Origin of the sequence: Sphingomonas sp., from assembly GCF_048595155.1 — a bacterium.
In the GTDB taxonomy this organism is placed as follows: Bacteria; Pseudomonadota; Alphaproteobacteria; order Sphingomonadales; family Sphingomonadaceae; genus Sphingomonas_I.
In genome coordinates, this window is record NZ_JBMDXN010000101.1 from 202,119 (window position 1) to 224,842 (window position 22,724).

The 22,724-nt window shown below is 64.4% G+C and carries 21 protein-coding genes; 5 read left to right on the forward strand and 16 right to left on the reverse strand.

What is annotated here, in order from left to right; translation table 11 throughout:
• Positions 1–36: 36 nt before the first annotated feature.
• Positions 37–1,212, reverse strand: coding sequence for an acetyl-CoA C-acetyltransferase (locus ACOJSI_RS15890; RefSeq protein ID WP_420139268.1), 1,176 nt, complete (start codon positions 1,210–1,212; stop codon positions 37–39).
• Positions 1,213–1,243: 31 nt separating this feature from the next.
• Positions 1,244–2,119, reverse strand: coding sequence for an alpha/beta hydrolase (locus tag ACOJSI_RS15895; RefSeq protein ID WP_420139269.1), 876 nt, complete (start codon positions 2,117–2,119; stop codon positions 1,244–1,246).
• A gap of 211 nt (positions 2,120–2,330) precedes the next feature.
• On the opposite strand from ACOJSI_RS15895, the gene phaR reads away from it, so the two are divergent.
• On the forward strand, positions 2,331–2,888 hold the full coding sequence (gene phaR, locus ACOJSI_RS15900; RefSeq protein WP_420139270.1) for a polyhydroxyalkanoate synthesis repressor PhaR: 558 nt from the start codon (positions 2,331–2,333) through the stop codon (positions 2,886–2,888).
• 48 nt (positions 2,889–2,936) lie between these two features.
• Here the strand turns inward: phaR and ACOJSI_RS15905 are convergent, their stop codons facing one another.
• The 5 genes from ACOJSI_RS15905 to ACOJSI_RS15925 form a co-directional block, all read right to left on the reverse strand.
• Positions 2,937–3,197, reverse strand: a complete 261-nt coding sequence (locus ACOJSI_RS15905) for an ATP synthase F1 subunit epsilon (RefSeq protein WP_420139271.1) — start codon at positions 3,195–3,197, stop codon at positions 2,937–2,939.
• 113 nt (positions 3,198–3,310) lie between these two features.
• Positions 3,311–4,774 (reverse strand): F0F1 ATP synthase subunit beta, encoded by a 1,464-nt coding sequence (gene atpD / locus ACOJSI_RS15910; RefSeq protein ID WP_420139272.1) that lies wholly within the window; start codon positions 4,772–4,774, stop codon positions 3,311–3,313.
• Between the two features lie 25 nt (positions 4,775–4,799).
• Positions 4,800–5,681: a F0F1 ATP synthase subunit gamma gene (locus ACOJSI_RS15915; protein ID WP_420139273.1), complete on the reverse strand. Its 882-nt coding sequence runs from the start codon at positions 5,679–5,681 to the stop codon at positions 4,800–4,802.
• A gap of 111 nt (positions 5,682–5,792) precedes the next feature.
• Positions 5,793–7,322: a F0F1 ATP synthase subunit alpha gene (gene atpA, locus ACOJSI_RS15920; protein WP_420139274.1), complete on the reverse strand. Its 1,530-nt coding sequence runs from the start codon at positions 7,320–7,322 to the stop codon at positions 5,793–5,795.
• A gap of 2 nt (positions 7,323–7,324) precedes the next feature.
• The gene (locus tag ACOJSI_RS15925; protein WP_420139275.1) at positions 7,325–7,879 is read right to left on the reverse strand and encodes a F0F1 ATP synthase subunit delta; all 555 of its coding nucleotides are present in this window, start codon (positions 7,877–7,879) and stop codon (positions 7,325–7,327) included.
• A 304-nt stretch (positions 7,880–8,183) separates the two neighbouring features.
• Between ACOJSI_RS15925 and ada the strand changes: the two genes are divergently transcribed.
• A complete protein-coding gene (gene ada / locus ACOJSI_RS15930; protein WP_420139276.1) occupies positions 8,184–9,215 on the forward strand; it encodes a bifunctional DNA-binding transcriptional regulator/O6-methylguanine-DNA methyltransferase Ada in 1,032 nt (343 codons plus the stop codon).
• 7 nt (positions 9,216–9,222) lie between these two features.
• Here the strand turns inward: ada and ACOJSI_RS15935 are convergent, their stop codons facing one another.
• Both ACOJSI_RS15935 and ACOJSI_RS15940 read right to left on the reverse strand, forming a co-directional pair.
• On the reverse strand, positions 9,223–9,972 hold the full coding sequence (locus ACOJSI_RS15935; RefSeq protein WP_420139277.1) for a DUF3601 domain-containing protein: 750 nt from the start codon (positions 9,970–9,972) through the stop codon (positions 9,223–9,225).
• Positions 9,973–10,169: 197 nt separating this feature from the next.
• A complete protein-coding gene (locus ACOJSI_RS15940; RefSeq protein ID WP_420139278.1) occupies positions 10,170–10,517 on the reverse strand; it encodes a glycine zipper 2TM domain-containing protein in 348 nt (115 codons plus the stop codon).
• 181 nt (positions 10,518–10,698) lie between these two features.
• Here ACOJSI_RS15940 and ACOJSI_RS15945 point away from each other — a divergent pair, with 181 nt between their 5' ends.
• Positions 10,699–12,930: a glycoside hydrolase family 3 N-terminal domain-containing protein gene (locus tag ACOJSI_RS15945; protein ID WP_420139279.1), complete on the forward strand. Its 2,232-nt coding sequence runs from the start codon at positions 10,699–10,701 to the stop codon at positions 12,928–12,930.
• Between the two features lie 17 nt (positions 12,931–12,947).
• Here ACOJSI_RS15945 and ACOJSI_RS15950 read toward each other — a convergent pair whose 3' ends face one another.
• The 6 genes from ACOJSI_RS15950 to ACOJSI_RS15975 form a co-directional block, all read right to left on the reverse strand.
• Positions 12,948–15,137, reverse strand: a complete 2,190-nt coding sequence (locus ACOJSI_RS15950) for a xanthine dehydrogenase family protein molybdopterin-binding subunit (protein WP_420139280.1) — start codon at positions 15,135–15,137, stop codon at positions 12,948–12,950.
• Positions 15,138–15,140: 3 nt separating this feature from the next.
• Entirely contained in the window at positions 15,141–16,133 is a 993-nt protein-coding gene (locus tag ACOJSI_RS15955; protein ID WP_420139281.1) for an FAD binding domain-containing protein, read from the reverse strand.
• Positions 16,130–16,753, reverse strand: coding sequence for a (2Fe-2S)-binding protein (locus tag ACOJSI_RS15960; RefSeq protein ID WP_420139282.1), 624 nt, complete (start codon positions 16,751–16,753; stop codon positions 16,130–16,132). The genes ACOJSI_RS15955 and ACOJSI_RS15960 overlap by 4 nt, the downstream gene beginning before the upstream one ends.
• 123 nt (positions 16,754–16,876) lie before the next feature.
• Complete coding sequence (locus ACOJSI_RS15965) at positions 16,877–17,731, reverse strand: helix-turn-helix domain-containing protein (RefSeq protein WP_420139283.1); 855 nt, start codon at positions 17,729–17,731, stop codon at positions 16,877–16,879.
• A 99-nt stretch (positions 17,732–17,830) separates the two neighbouring features.
• Positions 17,831–18,904, reverse strand: coding sequence for an SAM-dependent methyltransferase (locus ACOJSI_RS15970; protein ID WP_420139284.1), 1,074 nt, complete (start codon positions 18,902–18,904; stop codon positions 17,831–17,833).
• A gap of 47 nt (positions 18,905–18,951) precedes the next feature.
• Positions 18,952–20,040, reverse strand: a complete 1,089-nt coding sequence (locus ACOJSI_RS15975; protein ID WP_420139285.1) for an SPASM domain-containing protein — start codon at positions 20,038–20,040, stop codon at positions 18,952–18,954.
• A gap of 121 nt (positions 20,041–20,161) precedes the next feature.
• On the opposite strand from ACOJSI_RS15975, the gene ACOJSI_RS15980 reads away from it, so the two are divergent.
• Complete coding sequence (locus tag ACOJSI_RS15980; protein WP_420139286.1) at positions 20,162–21,442, forward strand: hypothetical protein; 1,281 nt, start codon at positions 20,162–20,164, stop codon at positions 21,440–21,442.
• A 191-nt stretch (positions 21,443–21,633) separates the two neighbouring features.
• Positions 21,634–22,179, forward strand: coding sequence for a DedA family protein (locus ACOJSI_RS15985; RefSeq protein ID WP_420139287.1), 546 nt, complete (start codon positions 21,634–21,636; stop codon positions 22,177–22,179).
• Positions 22,180–22,428: 249 nt separating this feature from the next.
• Here ACOJSI_RS15985 and ACOJSI_RS15990 read toward each other — a convergent pair.
• Positions 22,429–22,724, reverse strand: a 296-nt coding sequence (locus ACOJSI_RS15990; protein ID WP_420139288.1) for a hypothetical protein, incomplete at its 5' end; no start/stop codon positions are given.

The following is a 22,724-nucleotide window of genomic DNA, read 5'->3' on the forward strand; positions in this document are numbered from 1 at the left end:
GCCGAAACTTGTTCCGCCGTTCGGCCGGTTCCGCGATCAATCGCGCTCGACGCAGACCGCGATGCCCATGCCGCCGCCGATGCACAATGTGGCCAGCCCCTTCTTCGCGTCGCGCGCTTCCATGGCATAAAGCAAGGTCGTCAGGATGCGCGCGCCGGATGCGCCGATCGGATGGCCGATTGCGATCGCACCGCCATTGACATTGACCTTCGATGCATCCCAGCCAAGCTCCTGCCCGACCGCGAGCGCCTGTGCCGCAAACGCCTCGTTCGCTTCAACGAGATCGAGCTCGTTGAACGTCCAGCCTGCTTTCTCTAGCGCCTTCTTGCTGGCGGAGACCGGGCCGATACCCATGATCGACGGGTCTACGCCGGTCGACGCCCAACTCTTGATCCGTGCCAGTACCGGCGATCCACGCTTTTCAGCCTCTTCGGACGACATGATGACGAGCGCGGCGGCACCATCATTGAGGCCGGAGCTGTTCGCGGCGGTGACGGTGCCCTCCTTCTTGAAAGCAGGGCGCAGTCCGGCCAGACTGGCCACGACCACGCCCTCCCGAATGAATTCGTCCTTGTCGACCACCGTATCGCCCTTGCGGCCCTTGACGGTCACGGGCGCGATTTCCGCGTCGAACCGGCCGTCGCGGCGCGCCGCTTCCGCCTTGTTCTGGCTGGCGCAGGCAAATTCGTCCTGGGCTTCGCGCGTGATCTGATATTGTTCGGCCAGGTTCTCGGCGGTGATACCCATGTGGTAGCCGTTGAAAACGTCGGTCAGACCGTCCTTGATCATGGTGTCGACCAGTTCCAGGCTGCCCATCTTGGTGCCGGAGCGCAGCGCCTGCGCGTGCGGGCTCATCGACATATTTTCCTGGCCGCCGGCGACGATGATGCTGGCATCGCCCGAGCGGATCGACTGTGCTGCGACTGCCACCGAGCGCAGGCCGGATCCGCAGACCTGCTGCACGCTCCAGGCGGGGACTTCCTTGGGGACACCTGCGGCCATCGATGCCTGACGCGCCGGGTTCTGCCCTTGGCCGGCGGTCAGCACTTGGCCCAGGATAACTTCATCGACGTCGGCCGGGTCCACACCTGCCTGCTCCAGCGCCGCCACGATCGCAGTGCGGCCAAGCTCATGGGCCGGCGTGGAGGCGAAATGGCCAAGGAAGCTGCCCACCGGAGTGCGCTTGGCGGCGGTGATGACGACGTCGGTCATGAATGCTCCTGCTTGCGATGTGCCGTCGCGCCTAGCGCGGCTGCGTTGCTTGCGAAAGCCACCCGGCGAGCGGCTCCCACAACGATGATTTGGCGCGTCCACCGACGATCATCCCGACATGTCCCAGCGAAAGATCGATACGCTCGCCGATGGCGGGCGTGGTGGATGCCGGCACGATATGGTCGGTGGTCGATGCGATCTCAAGCACCGGCATCGTCAATGCGGCGGGATCAATGAGTTTCCCGCCCACGTGCCACTTACCCTGGCCGGGCAAGTCTTCCGTGAACATGTCGATGAACAGTTCGCGTGCCGCGCCCCGCGTCAGCGGCGGTCCGTCATTTGCCCAGTCCTCCAGCCGTACGAAGGACCGTGCAGCCGGTTCTTCTGGATCGCGCCGGCCATGGGCTTCGTATTTTGCGACCGTGCGATGGGGGTCGAGACGCCAGAAGGCGGCCTGCAATATTTCCATCGGCAGCAGGCCCAGCGCGTCGGTCGCCGGCTGTGCGGTCTGCCACAGTTCGTCCAGAGCCACCCGTGTCTTGCGCGGATAAGCCGCAAAGCGCCACGGGGAGGCGATAAGGGTCAGGGCGGTGACCGGCCGCAGCGCCGCGGCTGCCAGCGCCATCGTACCGCCCAGGCAATAGCCCGCCAGCGCAACCGGGGCACCGATCGCATCAATCAATGGCAGCAGCATGGTTTCGACATGGCCCGCGACAGTCAGGTCATGCTCCTCAGCCGTTGGCGCGCCCCAGTCCACCAGCAGCGGATGCATGCCTTGCGTCGCCAGCCACCGCAACAACGAGCGATCGGAATCCAGATCCAGTACGTCGGGTGGGTTGATCAGGGACGGGACGAACAGAACAAGCGGGCCGTGGCCGCCAAAGTCACGAACAGACGCGCGGCCCACGCGCGCAAGGATCGGGCAGGGGGGTGGACCGGAAGTTCGGTCTGCCTGCTGGTATTTTCGCAATCCTGCCAGAGCTGCTGCGGTGCGGTCCGGTTCTCCACTGGTTTCGCTGCGCAACATACTCAAGAAAAGAGGCAGCGGCCGCGGCCTGTGTTGCGCTGCATCATGGAACGATGCTACGCTGCTACAATCAACGGGAGGCTGTACAGGCATGGCGAAATCGTCCGAAAACTCGGGAACGGTGATAATCAAGAAATACGCCAACCGCCGGCTCTACAACACCGAATCGTCGAGCTACATCACGCTTGAGCACCTGGCGCAGATGACCCGCGACGGGCGTGACTTCAAGGTGATCGACGCGAAGAGCGAAGAGGATATCACGCACAACATCCTCACGCAGATCATCATGGAAGAGGAAACGCGCGGGCAGACGATGCTGCCGGTAAGCTTCCTGCGTCAGCTGATCTCGCTCTATGGCGATTCGATGCAGTCGATGGTGCCGCAATATCTGGAAGCGTCGATGGAAGCTTTCCGGCGCAACCAGAGCCAATTCCGGCAGGCTATCGAGGGGACCTTCGCGAGCGGTCCGTTTGCGGAGATCGCCAAGCGGAACATGGAAATTTTTGAAGCCGCCGCCAAGGCGTTCAAGGTGCCGGGCGAGACGACGCCGGCCGAAGCCACGCCGCCTGCAGCCAAAAGCGACGATCTGTCGGCGCTGAAGGATCAATTGGCGGCCCTCCAGGCGAAGCTCGACAAGCTGGCCAAATAAGGGGCGCGGCGCACGTTGCAACGGGAACGCCCCGCACGGGGGCGTCCCTTAGGCGACTTCGTCGGCCGCCTCTGCCAGGACGGTGAGACCCTGCTCGTTCACCTCGGCAAATCCGCCTTCGACATGAATCCGCGCGGCCACGCTGTTCGGGCCGGAATAGATGGTGAGATCACCGGGCCGGATCACCGACATGACCGGCGCATGTCCCTCCAGGACACCGAAGTCACCCTCGGTGCCGGGGACGACGACCATATAGACATCCTCCGAGCGGAGCAGCTTTTCAGGCGTGACCAGTTCGAAATGCAGCATCTTTAATTCTCCCCCCTCCCGCGGGCGGGAGGGGTCGGGGGAGGGAAGTCCGAGGGAGTAGCCGTGTCAGCTCGTCCCTAAACCCCTCCCGCACGCGGGAGGGGAAGCAAATATCAGGCCGCGTCCGCCATCTTCTTGGCCTTTTCGACGGCCTCTTCAATGCCGCCGACCATGTAGAAGGCTGCTTCCGGCAGATGGTCATACTCGCCGGCAACGACCGCCTTGAACGACTTGATCGTGTCTTCGATCTGCACGAACTTACCCGGGATACCGGTGAAGACTTCGGCGACGTGGAAAGGCTGGCTCAGGAAGCGCTGGATCTTGCGAGCGCGCTGCACGGTCAGCTTGTCTTCTTCCGAAAGCTCGTCCATGCCGAGAATGGCGATGATGTCCTGCAGCGACTTGTAACGCTGCAGCACTTCCTGGACCGCACGGGCCGTCTCGTAATGATCCTGGCCGACGACGGCCGGGGTCAACACGCGGCTGGTGGAGTCGAGCGGGTCGACTGCGGGATAAATGCCGAGCTCGGAAATGGCGCGGCTCAGCGTCGTCGTCGCATCGAGGTGGGCGAACGAGGTTGCCGGCGCTGGATCGGTCAAGTCGTCGGCGGGCACGTAGATCGCCTGCACTGACGTGATCGAACCCTTGTTGGTCGAGGTGATACGCTCCTGGAGCGCGCCCATGTCGGTCGACAGCGTCGGCTGATAACCCACGGCCGAAGGGATACGGCCGAGCAGCGCCGACACTTCCGAACCCGCCTGGGTGAAGCGGAAGATGTTGTCGACGAAGAACAGCACGTCCTGGCCCTCGACGTCGCGGAAATATTCCGCATTGGTCAGGCCCGACAGAGCGACGCGTGCCCGCGCGCCCGGCGGCTCGTTCATCTGGCCGAACACCAGTGCCACCTTCGAGCCCTCCGGCGTCGGGTTGCCGTCGGCATCCTTGGCGATGACGCCCGCGTCGAGGAATTCGTGGTAGAGATCGTTGCCCTCGCGGGTACGCTCGCCGACGCCCGCGAACACGGACACGCCGCCATGGCCCTTGGCGATGTTGTTGATCAGCTCCTGGATCAGCACGGTCTTGCCGACGCCAGCCCCGCCGAACAGGCCGATCTTGCCGCCGCGCGCATAAGGCGCGAGCAGGTCGATGACCTTGATGCCGGTGACGAGGATGCTGCTCTCGGTCGACTGGTCGACGAAGTCCGGCGCCTTGGCATGGATCGGCGAACGGGTGTCGGAGGTGACCGGGCCGCGCTCGTCGATCGGCTCGCCGATCACGTTCAGGATGCGGCCAAGCGTCTGCGGGCCGACCGGAACGCTGATCTGCGCGCCGGTGTCGGTCACTTCCTGGCCGCGCGTCAGGCCCTCGGTGGAATCCATCGCGATCGTGCGGACGGTGTTCTCACCCAGATGCTGCGCGACCTCGAGCACCAGGCGGTTGCCCTGGTTGCGCGTTTCCAGCGCGGTCAGGATTGCCGGAAGCTCGCCATCGAAGGAAACGTCGACGACGGCGCCGATCACCTGGGTGATGCGGCCGACATTATTCGTGCCGACGGAGATTGCGGGGGCGGTTGCCATTATCTTTCCTTGCCTTGTCGGATACTTAGAGCGCTTCTGCGCCCGAGATGATTTCCACCAGCTCGGTCGTGATCGCGGCCTGGCGGGTACGATTATACTGAATTGTCAGCCGGTTGATCATGTCGCCGGCATTGCGCGTCGCATTGTCCATTGCGTTCATGCGGCTGCCCTGTTCGGACGCAGCATTTTCCAGCATCGCTCGGAACAGCTGAATAGCGATATTCCGGGGCAGCAACTCGGCGAGGATCGTTTCCTCATCCGGCTCATATTCCACCGCGGCGGTCGCGCCTGCCGGAGCCTGATCGTTCGCGGGCAGGGAGACAGGGATGATCTGCTGTTCGGTCGGGATCTGGACCAGCGCCGACTGGAACTTCGCATAGAAGAGATGCGCCACGTCGAACTCACCGGCTTCGAACCGTGCGGTCAGATCGCGAGCAACCTCCAGCGCGTCCGTGAAGGCGACATTCTTGATGTGCGACTGATCGACCTGATGGACGATCTTGCCCGGGTAAAGGCGCTGCAGCACCGCACGGCCTTTCTTGCCGATCAGGTAGAAGCGAACGTCCTTGCCCTGCGCGGTCAGTGTATCCGCGGTGCGGCGGGCGGCACGGACGATGTTGGTGTTGAACGCACCGGCCAGGCCGCGCTCCGACGTCGCGACGACCAGCAGATGCTTCTGGTCCGAACCCGTACCCGCGAGCAGGCGCGGGCTGTTGGGCCCGATCGTCACCTTGGACGCGAGGCTCGCCATCACCGCGTTGAGCCGCTCGGCATAGGGACGGCCGGCTTCGGCCGCCTGCTGCGCGCGACGCAGTTTGGCAGCGGCGACCATCTTCATCGCCTTGGTGATCTTCTGGGTCGATTTGACCGAGCTGATCCGGTTCTTGAGTGCCTTGAGACTAGCCATTCGTCATCCAATAAACCCGTTCGGGCTGAGCCTGTCGAAACCCCGTCCTCGCTCTTCGCCGGAAGAACAGCCCTTCGACATGCTCGGGGCGAACTGGGTTAATCCACTCCCTTACGCGAAGGTCTTGGCGAACTGATCGAGCGCGCTCTTCAACTTCGCCTTGCTGTCGTCGCTCAGATCCTTGCTGTCGCGGATCGCGCCGAGCACGTCGGCATGATTGGCGCGCATGTCGGCCAGCATCGCCGCTTCGTAGCGGACGACGTCGCCAACCGGGATGCTGTCGATATAGCCATTGGTGCCGGCGAAGATCGACGCAACCTGCTCCTCGAACGGCAGCGGCTGGAACTGCGGCTGCTTGAGCAGTTCGGTGAGGCGCGCGCCACGATTCAGCAGCTTCTGCGTCGAGGCGTCGAGGTCCGAACCGAACTGCGCGAACGCGGCCATCTCGCGATACTGGGCGAGCTCCAGCTTGATCGAGCCGGCGACCTTCTTCATCGCCTTCGTCTGCGCGGCCGAACCGACGCGGCTGACCGAGAGGCCGACGTTGATCGCAGGACGCACGCCCTGGTAGAACAGCTCGGTTTCCAGGAAGATCTGGCCGTCCGTGATCGAGATCACGTTGGTCGGAATGTAAGCCGAAACGTCGCCCGCCTGGGTTTCGATAATCGGGAGCGCCGTCAGCGAGCCCGAACCATTGGCTTCGTTCATCTTCGCGGACCGCTCGAGCAGACGCGAGTGGATGTAGAAAACGTCGCCCGGATAGGCTTCGCGGCCCGGCGGGCGGCGAAGCAGCAGCGACATCTGGCGATAGGCAACCGCCTGCTTGGACAGATCGTCATAAACGATGACGGCATGCATGCCGTTGTCGCGGAAATATTCGCCCATGGCGCAGCCCGTGTAGGGCGCCAGGAACTGCAGCGGGGCCGGCTCCGAGGCCGTGGCTGCGACGACGATGGAATATTCCATCGCGCCATTTTCTTCCAGCGTGCGCACCAGCTGCGCCACGGTCGAGCGCTTCTGGCCGACGGCGACATAGATGCAATAAAGCTTCTTGCTCTCGTCCGTGCCGGCATTGGCCGTCTTCTGGTTGATGAACGTGTCGACAGCCACCGCCGACTTACCCGTCTGACGGTCACCGATGATCAGTTCGCGCTGACCGCGACCGACCGGAACCAGCGCGTCGAGCGCCTTGAGACCGGTCTGCACCGGTTCATGCACCGAGGTGCGCGGGATGATGCCCGGCGCCTTCACTTCGACGCGGCTGCGCTCGGTCGTCTCGATCGGGCCCTTGCCGTCAATCGGATTGCCGAGACCGTCGACCACGCGGCCGAGCAGGGCCTTGCCGACCGGCACGTCGACGATCGTCTGGGTGCGCTTGACGACATCGCCTTCCCTGATCTCGGCGTCCGAGCCGAAGATCACGACGCCGACATTATCGGCCTCCAGGTTCAGCGCCATGCCCTGCACGCCGTTGGCGAACTCGACCATCTCGCCGGCCTGAACGTTGTCCAGCCCGTGGATGCGGGCGATACCGTCACCGACCGAAAGCACCGAACCAACCTCGGACACTTCGGCATCCGTGCCGAAGCCCGCAATCTGGTCGCGGATGACCTTGGAGATTTCTGCCGCGCGGATTTCCATGTTCAGCCTTTCATCGCAGTCGCGAGTGCGTTCAATTTGGTACGGATGGAGCCGTCGATCTGACGGCTGCCGAGGCGGACGATCAGCCCGCCGAGAATCTTGGGGTCGACGGTTGCGTCAACGGCGACCTCGCTGCCGACCATCGACTTCAGCCGGGCGGTCAGTGCCGCCATCTGGCCGGAGTCGAGCGGATGTGCCGTGATCACCTGCGCGCTGGTTTCGCCGCGATGCCGTGCCGAAAGGGTCGTGAAGTCGCGAATGATTGCGCCGAGCACGCCCAGCCGGCGATTATGCGCCAGGACTCCCAGGAAGTTCGCCGTCAACGGATCCAGGCCAAGCGGTCCGGTTAGGGCCGAGACCGCCTTGGCGGCGTCGCTGCGGCTGATCAGCGGGCTCGCCACCAGCCGTTTCAGATCGGCCGAATCGGTCAGCGCCTGCCGCAGCGCGCGCAGGCTGGTGCCCACCTGATCCAGTTTGCCATTGTCGCGCGCAAGCTCGAACAAGGCGGTCGCATATCGACCGCTAAGACTTGCCTGTATGCCGCCGGAATGCTCCACGCGCTCGTCGTCCCCTGATTTCGTGGTGCCTCGCGCCAGTTGAGCAAGGCGAAAGCGGGCAGGCCGCAAAGCCACCCACTTCGGTCGCGCGCCGACTAGCAATGGCAGCCGCGGAATGCAAGGCAAGGGGGGTCAAATAACCGTAATATCAATCCCGTCGGCAATCGCGGGGCACGTCTCCCGCTGGATGAAGGATTTCGGCGGAGGCGCGCTTTGGCCGCAAGCTGCGGGAAGCGCTTGATACCGGATGCAGCTAGGATGCTGCAGCGATCGAGAGGGATCATGGGGCGGACGAGGCACCGAGATGGTTGAAACCGATGATCAACGCTGGGATGCTGTGTTGCGCCGCGACCGTGCGGTCGACGGCCAGTTCGTGACGGGCGTGCTCTCGACCGGTATCTATTGTCGGCCCTCGTGCGCCGCGCGGCACCCCCGCCGAGGCAATGTTCGCTTCTTTGCGAGTGGTGCAGAGGCGCGCGCTTTCGGATTGCGCGCCTGCTTGCGCTGCCGTCCGGACGACATCGCCGCCGACGAAGCCGGGCTTGCGCGTGCCTTGGCGCTGATCGCAGCATCGGAAGAGCCGCCGGCGCTGGCGCAACTCGCCGCCGTGGCCGGCTATAGTCCTTATCATTTCCACCGCCTGTTCCGCCGCGCCACCGGCGTTACGCCCGCGGCTTATGCACGCGGCCGCCGCGCCGAGCGGATCGAACGAAGCCTGAAGGAAGCCGCTACCGTGACCAATGCCGTCTATGAGGCCGGTTATGCCGCGCCCGCGCGTTTCTATGCCGATGCCGCCGATCGTTTGGGCATGACGCCGACGCGATGGCGCGATGGCGGCCGCGGCGAGACGATCCGCTGGGGTGTCGCCGAAACCGATCTTGGCCTCCTGCTGGTTGCCGCGACGGAGCGAGGGATCTGCCGCGTCGCGTTTGAGCCAGACGACAGCCGCTTGCAGGCCGATTTCCCCAACGCCAGGATCGAACCTGCCGGGGCGGAGTTCCGTGAGCTGCTCGCTGGCGCGGTCGCCTACGTAAGCGAACCAGGCAGGGCGATGACGCTGCCGCTGGACGTGCGCGGCACGGCCTTCCAGCAGGCGGTCTGGCGCGAATTGTCGCGCATCCCGCCGGGCCAAACGCTCAGCTATGCAGCGCTTGCCGCCCGGGCGGGCAAGCCCGGCGCGGCCCGGGCCGCAGGCTCGGCCTGCGGTGCGAACCCCGTCGCGCTGCTGATCCCCTGCCATCGTGCCCAGCGCGGCGACGGCAGCCTCGGGGGTTATGCCTGGGGTCTCTCCATCAAGCAGGAACTCCTGGCACGCGAGCGGGGTGGACGCGGCTGATCCACGGTCACCGCAGCGGCTCGACCGATACAAGGCGATCACGGCTGTCGAAGTCAAATGCCAGCATGATGCCGAGTGGTACACCAGCTAATATTGTTTCCGGCGGGTAGATCATCCGGCGCATGATGTCGCCGGGGAAGAGATCCAGATCCTGACGCGGCGCGCCGATCCATCGTGCAACTGCGGCGGCATCGATCCCCGGCGGAAACGTGCCCCGTACCTCCTGCAGCCGCCGTTTCGCCCAGATTTTGCCGGCGACGAACCAGCCGGCGACGCCGGCCGCCACGACCGACCAGGCCCATGCCAGGAGCAGCCCGGGCACCGCAGCCGCGCCGATCGCCGCGATGGGGAGCAGGATCAGCACTCCGGCCGCCGCGCCGAGCGCGCGGAAAGTGCGTTGCGAACGGGTGCGCGCCCATTCCGACGGGAGAAGGAGCGCGATCTGCGGAGCCGTATCAAGATCCGGAGCGATGTAGTCGCTCAGATGGCGAACGATTTCGCCTTGTTCTTCCGGCCGATCCTGCAGCCGGATATGCCATTCCTGATCTGGCGTGATCGCCACGAACAAGGATAGTCCGTCATCATAGGGCAGGAAGCTGTATGTCAGGTAGCGCCAGCGCTCGCCTTGCGGATGCAGGTCGCCATCATAGTCGCGAAAGGCTTTGGCTACCTCATAGCTGTGACCGGGCATGAGGCCGCCGTAAGCCAAGGGCTCCGCGGCTCCCGTCCAATGCCCCTTTGCGGCCGGTCCTTGCATGCCATCATCCTCAAGCCTCAGGATGACTATGCCGGTCGTGCGGCGCCGTCCAACTAGGATGACGCGGTTGATTTTATCCGGCCGTCAATCGTGTCGCACGGTGAACCGCCGCTGCCGATTGCGGCGCTGCGCAGGAAGGGTGATCGTCGGTAGAGCACCTGTACGACCACCCGATCCTAGTTCTCAGGGTTCGGTCCTCAGCAAGGCCGCCCGTCGCTGCGGTCGATCGACCGGCCGAGCAGGCCGCCGCCTGCCGCGCCGAGCACGGTGCCAAGCGTCTTGTCGCCACGGCCGGCCACGGTGTTGCCCAGCAGTCCGCCGGCAATGGCGCCAATCGCCAGGCCGCCGTTGCCTTTGTCGTAGCAGCGGCGCTGATAACGGCGGCCGTAATAATTCCGGTGATAATAGCCGTCCCGGCCCGCATAGGCGCGGTCGTAGCGACCATGATCGTTCCAGTAGTGCCGGTTGCGTGCCTCGGCCGGTACTGCAGCGCCCGTCACCAGCGTGGCACCCAACAGCAACGACGTGGTGATCTTCCCGAACATCATTCTTCTCCTTTTCTGTTGAACAGGGAAGTAGAGGCGACCGCATGGAAGCTTCCTGAATTACGCTGTTAGCATTGGTTCATGCTGCCTTCCGGTCGCCAACCCTGGACCCAACGGCGCTCGCGGCATCATGGTTGAATGTTGGCCGGCCTTGTGGCTCTGCCATCATCCGGAGGATGCAATGACCCCTGTCTTACAACGCCGCGATCTCATCAAAGGCGGCCTGGCGCTTGGCGGCCTGGCCCTGAGCACGGGATCCTCCGCGGCGCGCAGCGGATCCGTGGAAGCGTTGATCGCCCGCATGACACCGGCCGAGAAGGCGGGCCAGCTCAGCTGCTTTTCGGACCAGATCCGACCGCCGCAGCAGACGTTCAATCCCAACCTTCCCACCGATGGCGCGGCCGCACAACTCGCTGATATCCGTGCCGGCAAGGTCGGCATGTTGTTCAACGGCATCGGCCAGGCCGGTGCGCGGCGGGCGCAGGATGCGGCCGTCAAGGAAAGCCGGCTAGGCATTCCGTTGCTGTTCGCAGCCGACGTGATCCATGGCCTGCGGACCGCTTATCCCGTCCCGCTTGCGGAGGCATGCGCGTTCGACCCGGACCTCGCCATGCGCACGGCCCACGCCGCCGCCTTGGAAAGCACGGCGATGGGCATTCACTGGACCTTCGCGCCGATGGTGGATGTCGCGCGAGACCAGCGCTGGGGCCGCAATGTCGAAGGGGCGGGCGAGGATCCTTATCTGGGCGCGATGCTGGGCGCCGCTCGCGTGCGCGGCTTCCAGGGCGAAGACCTGCGTGATCCGACCCGGGTTGCCGCCTGTGCGAAACATTTTGCGGCTTACGGCGCGGTGTCGGGTGGCATGGAGTATAATTACACCGAAGTGTCGCCCGGCACGCTCCACGACGTCCATCTGCCGGCCTTCAAGGCATGTGTCGACGCGGGTGTCGCTACGATCATGAGTGCTTTCAACACGATCGACGGCGTTCCTGCCACCGGCAATCATTGGCTGTTGACGGAGCTGTTGCGGAATCAATGGCGCTTTGGCGGGATGGTCGTCGGCGACTATACGGCGGATGAAGAATTGGTTGCGCACGGTTTCGCGGCCGACGGTCGCGATGCCGCCAAGAAAGCGATCCTTGCCGGCCTAGATATGGCGATGCAGTCCAACCTCTATAATCAGTGGCTGCCCGATCTCGTCGCGAAGGGCGAGGTGCCGATGGCGCGGCTCGACGAAGCGGTGCGGCGCGTGCTGTTGTTGAAGGAGCGACTGGGCCTGTTCGATAATCCCTATCGCTCGCTCAACCCTGCCGCGGAACGCACCAGCGTGGCGACGCCTGCCATGATCGGGCTCAGCCGCGAAGCCGGCGCCCGGTCGATCGTGCTGTTGAAGAACGATGGCGGCCTGCTGCCGTTGAAGGCGGGATCGCAGCGCCTGGCGTTGATCGGTCCTTTCGCGGAAGATCGCGATAATCTTGTGGGTCCCTGGGCCTTTATGGCCGATCCTTCCCTCGGTGTGTCGATCGCGCAAGGCCTGCGAGCGCGTAATGCCAGTATGACGGTCGTCGCGGGTTCGGGTGTGGAGACCCCGCTGCCGGGCGGAATCGATGCCGCCGTGGCTGCGGCGCGTGCGGCGGATCTGGTGCTGCTGGCGCTGGGCGAAACGCAGGGCATGTCAGGCGAAGCGCAATCCCGGACGGACATCGTCATTCCCGCGGCGCAGATGGCCCTGGCCGAAGCGGTCGCCGCAACGGGCAAGCCGATGGTGATCCTGTTGCGTCATGGCCGTGCGCTGATGCTGGAAGGTGCGGTGAAGGACGCACCGGCCATCCTGGCCACGTGGTTTCTGGGCTCGCAAGCCGGCCACGCTATTGCCGATGTGCTGTTCGGCGACGTGAACCCGTCCGCCAAGCTGTGCGTCAGCTTCCCGAACCGGGGCGGGCAGGAGCCTTACTTCTACAACCATTCCAGCACCGGGCGCCCCACCAAGGATCCAAACCAATCCTACGGCGCCAAATATCGTGAAACCGCCAACGAGGCGCTTTACCCGTTCGGTCATGGCCTGAGCTATACCAGCTTCACCATCAGCGACGTGTCTGTGCCGGCGACGATGACGGAGCGCCTCTCCGTCAGCGCGCGCCTGACCAATAGCGGACCTCGCGCGGGGGCGGAGGTCGTGCAATTGTACATCCACGATGTCGTCGCGAGCCGGGTTCAACCGGTGCGCGCGCTTAAACGGTTCGAGCGCGTTTCCCTGTTACCCGGCGAGAGCAAGATAATACGCTTCGAACTCCGCCCCGAGGATCTCGCCTTCTGGAACAAGACCGGTTCGATCACCGAGCCGGGCGAGTTCGACCTGTGGATCGCGACGAGTTCCATCGACGGCGACAAGCAGCGTTTCCGCCTGCTTTGACCGCGCCGTGACGCCGGCTAGGCGAACATCTGATCCAGACGGATGGGAAGGTCGCGATACCGTTGGCCGGTCGCATGGTAGACGGCGTTGGCGATCGCTGCGGCAACGCCGGTCATGGCCACCTCGCCCAAACCCTTGACACCCGCCGCGTTGAGCAGCGGATCGGCCTTGTCGACGAAAGCAACCTCAATCGAGCCGATGTCGGCGTTCACCGGTACCACATAGTCGGCAAGGTCGGCATTGAGGAAGCCGCCGAAGCGGGGATCGGTTTCGCTCGCTTCCCGTAGCGTCGCGCCAATGCCCCAGATGACACCACCCCGCACTTGGCTTTTCGCTGTGACCGGGCTGGCGACCGCGCCGCAATCGGCGACGCTGACAACCCGCGCCACGCGTATCCGGCGGGTGGACGGCTCGACATGCACTTCCACAAACTGCGCGATTGAACTCATCGTGACGAATTCAGGATAGACCGGGCCGAGCGCCGCCACCTGGCCGCTATCGAGCCGCTCGAAAATCTGATCGGGTTGCCCAGGCGCCTTGCTTTGCGCGGTGACACGAACCTGGTCTCGTCCTTGCGCGCGCAGGGCCTGCCGGAACTCGCGTGCATTCGCGATCGCCAACTGTTCACCCAAAGCGTCGATCGCCGCAGCCGCCGCGCGCAGGGCGGTGGCGGTGCCCCAGGATCCGGCGGTCAAATGCTGTGCTACCGCAGCTGGATCACCGACGCTTACGGCGATCTTGTCCGACGCAAGGCCGAGCCGGTCGGCCACATAATTGGCAACGGCGGAACGGATGCCCTGGCCCATTTCGTGACCGGTCACCGCAATCTCGGCAGAGCCCGATGCGGTCACCGTGAGATTGGCGCGGGCTGCAGCTGTCGCACCTTTGTACATCCCGATCGCGACGCCCAGGCCAAGCTTGTCGCCCGATGGCGTCGTCATCGATCCGGGGGCTGGCGAACGCCGCTGCCAGTCGAACCGCCGCGCCCCTTCCTCCAGCGTCTCGCGTACATGGCGGGACGAGAAGGGCTTGCCGGTCAACGGGTCTGCCGTGGCATCGTTGATGATCCGTAACTGCACCGGATCCATCCGCAGCCGATAGGCGAGCTCGTCGACCGCGCTTTCATAGGCGAAGCTGCCAGGATGCTCATAGGGCGCGCGCATGTAGCCGGGTGTCTGGACGTCGCTGCGTACCAGCCGCTCACGCCCGCGGAAGTTGGGGATGGCGTAGAAGCGCGATGTCACCTCGGCGTAGGAGCCGGGAAACAGGTCATGGCGGGAGGTCTGCTGATCCACCTCGTGGATTGCCGCCGTGATCTTGCCGTCAGTCCTGGCGCCCAGGCGCACGCGATGGCGACTGGCCGGGCGGAAGCTGGCATCGTGGAAGATCTGGGTCCGGGGCACGACCAGCTTGACCGGCCGACCGGTCTTGCGGGCGGCCACTGCGGCGAGGGCCGTCTGCATCTGCATCGAATTCTTCTGGCCGAATGCGCCACCCGCCTGCGGCGATATGATCGTCACCTTGGCCGGATCGATGCTGAACAGCTTGGCGAGCCCGAACTTGATGGCACCGCTATTCTGCGTGCCTTCGTGAACGATTAGCGCGTCACTCTTCCATTCGGCCACAGTGGCGATCAGCTCCATCGGGTTCTGATGCTGGGGCGGGGAGCTATAGCGTCCATCGACCTGGATTGGCGCTGCGGCAAAGGCGGTATCGGCGTCGCCGACCTTGCGGTCACCGAACATCTCCTGGGGGAGCGGGGACCCCTCTTGATCGATAATATCGGCGTCCGACGCGCCGTTCAGGATCGCGCGAAAGGGTGCCGGCGCATAGCGTATCCGTATGGCACTGGCTCCGGCTATCGCCTCTTCCAGCGTGTCGGCGACGACGAGCGCGACCGGCTGTCCGCGATAGGCGATGTCGGTTCCGATCATCGGCTGGATGCTCTGGAAGCCATATCCCCCACCCAAAAGGAAGCCGGCGGACTGCAATCCGTGCATGTCCTCATGCGTGAGGACATGGCGTACCGCCGGCCGTGCAAGGGCCGCACGTGCATCGATGCCGGTGACCTTGCCTTTGCCGATCGTTGCCGTGACGGGGATGGCGTAGAGCATGCCCTCGACATGCCGGTCGGCGGCATAGATGGGGCGTCCGCGGACCTTGTCCTCGGCATCGACCCGCGCGATTTCCGGATAGCTTCTGGTCATCGCTCAGGCCCTCTTCACAGCGATGTCGATCGCGTCAGCGACCGTTTGGATGCCGAGCGGCACGCGAAAAGCATTATGGGGGGATGTGCGAACGCCGCTGAACGCGGCTTCGCCCGCCTGCAGCGCGATCTCGCGCGAATAAGGCTGCCCCTTAAGCAGGGCTTCCGCCGCCCGGGCGCGTATCGGCTTTGCACCCACGCCGCCGAGTGCGATCCGGATGTCGCCGAACCGCTTCCCGTCCATCTCAACGCCAACAGCAGCCGAGGTGAGCGCAAAGGCGTAGGATTCCCGGTCGCGGATCTTGTGATAGGTCGATGCGCGCGCTGATTTCGTTGTTGGAACCAGGATCCTGCTGATGAAGTCTCCCGGACGCAGCACGGTCTCGATGTGAGGCGTCGTGCCGGGTTCGCGGTGCAGATCTTCCACCCGGATGCGGCGCACGCCGCCCAACCCTACCACCTCGACTTCGGCGTCGAAGGCAAGGAGAGCAATGGCCCAATCGCCCGGATAATTGGCGATACAGGCGTCGCTTCCGCCGAACAGCGCAAGACCACGGTCGATCCCATCCTTGGCGGAGCAGCCGCTGCCCGGAGCCCGCTTGTTGCAGCGATAGGGTTCGCCGCCACGGAAATAGGGACAGCGGGTCCGTTGCAGCAGATTGCCGCCAACCGTGGCCATGTTGCGAAGCTGCTGCGACGCCGCCTTCCACAGGGACTCGGAAAGGGCCGGATACTGGTCCCGGACGATCGGATGGGCCGCGACATCAGACATTCGCGCGAGCGCCCCGATTATGAGCTGGTGTGTCTCGGCCTCGATTCCCGTCAATCCGGGAATGGCTGTCACATCGATCAGCGTGGTCGGGACTTCGATGTCCAGTTTCATCAGATCGAACAATGTCGTTCCGCCGCCGATAAATCGCGCATTCTGCACGCGTGCGGCACTATTGACCGCTTCGGCGAGCGAGGTCGGGCGAAAATAGCTGAAAGGCTGCATCATTCCCGCTCCATCTTGGGCGCGGCCGAGAGGATTGCGGCAACGATGTTGGCATAGGCGCCGCAGCGGCAGATATTGCCGCTCATATATTCGCGGATATGGTCCGGCGACGTCGCATGGCCTTCCCCTACGCAGGCGATCGCCGCCATGATCTGGCCCGGTGTGCAATAGCCGCACTGCAAAGCGTCATGCTCGATGAACGCGGCTTGCATGGGGTGGAGCTTGTCCCCCTGGGCAATGCCTTCGATGGTGGTGATGGAACGGCCGGACGTCTGCACGGCTGGGGTCAGGCACGACGCTACCCGGCGCCCGTCGATGTGGACGGTGCAGGCGCCGCACTGGCCGTGATCGCAGCCCTTCTTGGTGCCGAAAAGGCCCAGTCGTTCGCGCAGCAGATCGAGCAGCGAAACGCGATTGTCGATGTCGACATCATGTGGGGCCTGGTTGATCGTGACGGACAGCCGGCTGGACGTCTCGCCGCGCACGGCGACCGCTGCCGCCTCCGCTTCGCCGGCCGGAAGTGTCGCCAATATTCCTATTCCGCCGACGAGACCGCCCGCCAGAACGTCTCGCCGCTCAAGGTCTGCCGCCGCTGCCGACGGGCCGAAATCTTGTCCTGACATGGATGTCGCCGCTTTCTATGGTCGCGGCTCCCTTCCTATACGAGGGCTGTTCGGCGCGTCTCTCGCACGGCTGCGCCACTCTCGCAGCATTGCGCGGCCGGGAAGATCGCGCAGCTCATCACGCTAGAGATCGCGATAAGCGCGCGGGGTCATGCCGGTTGCGCGCCGGAAGGCGGCACCGAACGCACTGGGACTGGAATAACCGCATTCGAAGGCGATATCGGTGATGCTCAGGCGGCGCTGCTGCAGCAGCTGGCGGGACCGTTCGATCCGGAAGCGCTGCAGGCGCTGGAACGGCGCTTCGCCATGGTGCAGCTTGCACAGGCGGATGAGCTGGAACACGCCCAGGCCGACATAGTCGGCGAGTTCTGTTAGGGCGAATTGGTCGGCAAGCCGCGCACGGAGGACATCGTCCATGCGGCGCAGCGTGACCGAGCTCTGCTTGGCAGCGGCCGAAACGCGAGTGACGGGCGGCGCGCCATCGATCAGGTGTGCCGCGATGAAATGGGCCGCCGCATCGGCATAAAAGCGGGTCGCGCCACGCTCTACGGCCGTCTCCATCGCCAATATCATCGTCTGAAGGATCGGATCGTGCAGGGAGAGCCGATCGAGGTCGTCATGAGAGAGAGTGCGGCTCGTTTCCCGCGCTGCTTGCTCCAGCAGATGTGCACTCAGCCTGAGGTGGAGCGTGGTGTGGGGAGAGCTGTTGCGCCAGCGAAGCGTCGCGCCACGGCCCGCCGCCGTCATACCGACATCGCCGGCACGGTAGCGGGCGCCGACCCAGCCGGTACCGCGCCGACTTTCGATATTGGGACCGCCCTTATTTTCGGCCGCATGTTTGACCAAGACGATCGTCTGCGCGTCCGGAGAATAAACGTCGAACGGATCGGTCTCGTTGGGATCCTCGACACGAAGAAGATGCAGGTGACGCCAGCCGAGCGCCCGGCTGTCCAACTGGACCTTTCCTGGCAGGATCATGTTTTCCAAGCGGTTCGCCCCGATAGCTCGCGCTGTTCATGGCGCATAACGGGCTGCGTTTCACCCTTCTTCTCGCGTCCGGCCGGCGGCGCCCCTCCGTTAATGGCCGCCCTTGCGGATCACCAGGCCGATGCAGGTCACGATCATCCCGTCGATCGTCATCTTGAGATGGGCCGGCGGCCCGAGCCAGTCGGCGAGTTCGGGCGGCAGATCGCCATGGTAGGGGGGCAGATCGACGAAGCGATCCAGCACGCCGCTCCCCAGGGTGAAGTCGAAGGGTGAAACGTCGTGGCCGCTGGCGCGGAGCCGTTGTGCGAGCTCTTCCATGTGGCGGCGCTGGAACGCGACAGTCATCCAATTGTCGATAGTGGGGCCGTCGCTGCGGATATTGAATTCGGTCGTGTGCACAGCCACCCCGCCCGGACGCAGGCAGCGCATCGCATTTTCGGCGAAGGCCAAGCCGTCGGCGATCGAGCCGAGATGTTCGAGTGCGCAGATCGACCAGCAGAAATCATAATCCGCAAGATCCGGGGGGATGCGGTTCATGTCCACGAACCTCAGCTCGACCTGCGCGTCGAATACCGCGCGGTCGACCAGATGATCCATGCAGGAATGCGCATCCAGCGTGGCATGCTGCCCCGTGTCGATCCAGCCGGATCGGCCGGCATGGTCCGGCGGAAGATCGGTGGCGGTCACAGAGACGCCGTGCGCGGCGAGATAACTGGGGATAGGTTCGACCCCGCAGCCGAAGCCGAGCCCGCGGCGGCCCGGCGCGATCATGTCATAATCGTACAGGCACTGGAGGACGAAGCAGAGCTCCCACAGCTTGCGATGATAGGTGACCGGAATCTTGAGCTCCGCGCACCAATGGGCGACCCAAGCGCTCTCCATCGCCGCCTGGGTCGACAGGCTGCTGGGCAAGTGAAGCTTCTGCGCGGTGGTCGCAGTGGGCGGCGGCAGGGCGTCGGCCAGCTGCCGGGCAAGCTGATAGCCCATCTGCTTGATGTTCAGCGACAAGGGGTCGATCGCATTCGCGATCAGCCGCAGCCGGTTCAGATTGGGATGGCCGCGCGTGCTGACATGGGACAGCAAGGCGGTCAGATCGCGATTGTTGATGCGGGCCGCGGGAAATCCGGTCCGGCGCTCGCGGCGCCTGCGCAGCCAATTCAGCATCGCCAAGCTTTCGAAGAGTGAACCCGCCGCCGCCGGAGGAGGGGCGCTCAGGCGGAGAGCGGTACGACTGGATGATCGAACGGGAAATTGGCGGTGCGGACATCGCCATAGCAGCGACTGCAGAGCGGGATGGCGTCGTGCTTGCCGGCGTCCATCGCGGCGGCGAATTCGCGCCGCTGCAAGTTCGTCATCAGCGCGCGGAAACTTTCCTTGGTGAGGTCGCCCAGAGGCTGTTCGCGCGCAAAATCATTGCAGCAGGGGACGACGACGCCGTCGCAATCGATGATCAGGTCACGCGTCACGCTGGACGTGCAGTGTATCCGCGCAGGGGAGAGTGACAATTTCTCGTACAGGCTGCGATCTTCCATGCAGCGGCTCGACATCGGATCGAACACGACCTCATGCGCACCGCGATCCATGAACCAGGCGCGCATCATCTCGATCTCGTCGCGATTGGCGCGGCTTACCGGCACGCTCACCCGCACCTTGCCGGGGAAGGTCTTCAGGATCGCCTCATATTTGGGGAAGACGTTCTTCGCCCGCAGTGGCGTCATCAGATAATCATAGGTCGCCGGCGTCAGGGATTCGCAATGGAGCGAGAGCAACGTCACATGGTCGTAGAGCGGCGCATGCTTGACGGCATTGAAGGCGGCCCCGTTGGTATTCACCGAAAACAACGCGTCGGGCAGGGCGGCGCGCAGATATTGGGCGCGTTCCACCACCAACGGATCGACCAGGCCGTCGCCGAACAAGCCAAAAGCGATGTGACTGTTGATCGCGACGCCCTCTTCTACGATGCCGTCGATGATCTTGCGGAACAGATCCATCGGCATTGTGCCGCGGGGAGAATTGGCGGTGCTGGCCTTGCCGGTCGGGCAGTGGACGCAGGACGCGTTACATGTTCCGGTCGTGCCGATCCCGACAGAATTCAGATGCGGGACATCATTGGCAGTCCGCGGGCGCGCTTTCGCCAATTCCCGTCGGGACAGGGGCAGGTCCTCATCCAGTAAAAGGGCGGCGCGATAGAGCAGGCCCGCCAGTCGAGGACGGTGGCGGAACTTGGCCATCCCGCCCCATTTCTGGAGCAGGAGAGCGAAGGAGCGGATCGGGCCGGCGGGCGAAGTCTGAGTAACCACGTCGGATTCTTAACAGAAGCGATGGACCGCATGAAAGAGGGCCTGTTCCCCAGACGTATCCATTTCACTGGCTTCTGCGCCATATCCATTTCAATAGCCGGGTGTGCGGTGGAGATCGGCAATGGAGGTGGGGCTTCTGGTCCTGGGCGGGGCCCCGGCCATGGCACAGCCGACGGTCATGTCGCGCGCTGCGCCGGTCGTGCCCGACCGGGCAATAGCCGCGCCGCCGGTTATCCAGACGCCGGTTGAGGCGCTGGCACAGGACGGCGCCGAATATGCGCGTCTTTATGGCGTGACGCTGCCGCAGGCGATCCGGGAGTTGGAGGCGCAGCAGGACAGTGTCGCGGCCACCGATGCGTTGCAGCAGAGCTATCGCGACCGGCTGGCCGGCCTGTGGATCGCGCATGACGGCGGGCTTCGCATTGTCGTGCTGTTGACCGGCGATGCAGCGGTGCCCGACCAGACGATCCAGGCCGCCGGCCTGACGATCCCCGTGACGTTCCAGACAGGCGCACCCGCGACGCGCAGCCAGATCCTTGCCGCGATCGCCACGCATCAGGCGGATATTCGGGCGGAGCTCCGTAGCCCGCCGGGCATGGGCGTCGATCCCCGGACGGGCACGCTGGTCGTGATGGTCAAGGCACAGGATGTCGGCAACGACGGTGCCGATGCACTGGCGGCACGATTGGGGGAAATTGCCGGCGTCCCCGTGCAGATCCGTGTGTGGTCGGATGCCGACGTGGATCTCGCCGCACAGGGCGGGGGACGGGTGATCGGCATGGATCCCGCGATCGGCCGCCGCGGCGTCTGCACCAGCGGGTTTGTCGTGACCGACGGCACCCAGATCGGCTTTGCCACCGCCGCGCATTGCCCGGATCAGCTCGATTATGTCGAGCCTAGCGGCGGCGACGTGCCGTTGACGATGATCGGCGCCTGGGGGGCACGCTATCAGGACGTGCAGATCCACCTTGGCGGTGCAGCCTTCGCGCCGCTTTTCTATGCCGATAAGGGCAAGACCGTGTCGCGACCGGTGATGACCTGGCGCAATCGCGACAGTACGCGATCGGGCGATGTCGTGTGCCATCGCGGCGAGCGTACCGGCTATAGCTGCGCGGAGGTGCTGTTCGTCGATTATGCGCCGCCGGGCGATTTGTGCGCCGGCCCGTGCACGCCGACCTGGGTCGCGGTGCGCGGCCCCACCTGCAAAGGCGGCGACAGCGGCGGCCCGGTGTTCAGCGGCACGATCGCGTTCGGGTTGGTGAAGGGATCGAGCTATACCGGCGACGGGCGCTGCCGGCTGTATTATTATATGTCGACCGACTATCTGCCTCCGGGCTGGACGGTGGCGGTTCAGAGCGGCTCGGCGGTGCCGCAAATTCAAAAAACATCAGAAACGAACTAGATGATTTTGCCGATATGGCGCGTCCGGCGGCAGAAGCGGACCTGGGCGACCCGCAAACTCAAACAGACAATGTCAAACAGCGTCGACGCGTTGCGACGGGAGTACGCGGCGGCCCGCCCGCTTGCCTACGGATTTGTTCCTGTTTTGTCCATAAGAAACGCGCGAATGGCTGGTCCTGCTTGGGAGCGGCTGTGGAGGAGCTGATCCTGCGCTATGGCGTGATCCTCCTCTTCTTGGGCGCAGGGATAGAAGGGGAGCCATTTGCGCTGGCGGGGGGCGTATTGGCGCACCGCCACTCGCTGCCGGTCTATGGCGCGGTGTTGGCGGCGATCGGCGGATCCTGCTGCATCGACCAATTCTGGTTCCATCTCAGCCGCTATTTCAGCCGGACCCGCATCGTACGGCGAGTCTCCGAGCGCCCGGCTTTCCAGCGCGCGATCGAACTGATCGAGAGTTATCCGATCCGTTTCGTCCTGCTGTTCCGCTTCGCTTACGGACTGCGCGCAGTGGCGCCGGTGGCGATCGGCGCGTCGCGGCTGCCGACCTGGTTGTTCGTGCCACTCAATATTGTCGCGGCAATTGTGTGGGGCTGCCTGTTCACCGGCTTGGGGTATCTGGCGGGGCCGGCCTTCGAGCAGGCGGAAGCGCGCTATGGCAAAGGGATAGCTATCGCCACGGTCTGCCTGTCGGTGGCGGTGTTCGTGTTCGTGATGCGGCGGGGAAGGCCGGGGAAGTGAACGCGCAATTTCGGCGTGCCATCGTTTAGAATGGCGGTATTGAAAAGCCCGCACGGAAGAGGCGTAGCGCTCCCATCCTGAAGCGTGAGTGCGATGGATGACGGTCTCCCCATCGATGTCCAGGCGGATAGTGTGCTTGAGACGGATCGTCCGACATGCGGAGATCATGGCACGAGATTGCCATGATGTCCTGCACCTGCGGAGCGCTTCAAGCAAATGCTCAAGGATGCCCGCCGCAAGTAGCGCCCATCATTTCGATGCGCAGGCCGGATCGTTGCAGACGAACGGCATGTCGTCTCCTTCCTTGGGCGCGAGGCCCGCGCGGAAGCGGAGGCGTTGGGGCGTGGCCTCCACGATTGCGATGTCGATATTGTGGATGCGGACCGACTTTTGGGGCAGCGGGAAGCGCATCGTCTGGCTGCTGCTGGCATGGGCCAGATCGTCGATGCTGTAGCCGCGCAGATCGAAGGTGAGCTGGCCCTTCTGGATCCCGACATAAACGATGTCGTAAATCGTCCCGCTCTCGGCGGTTTCATACTGGCTAG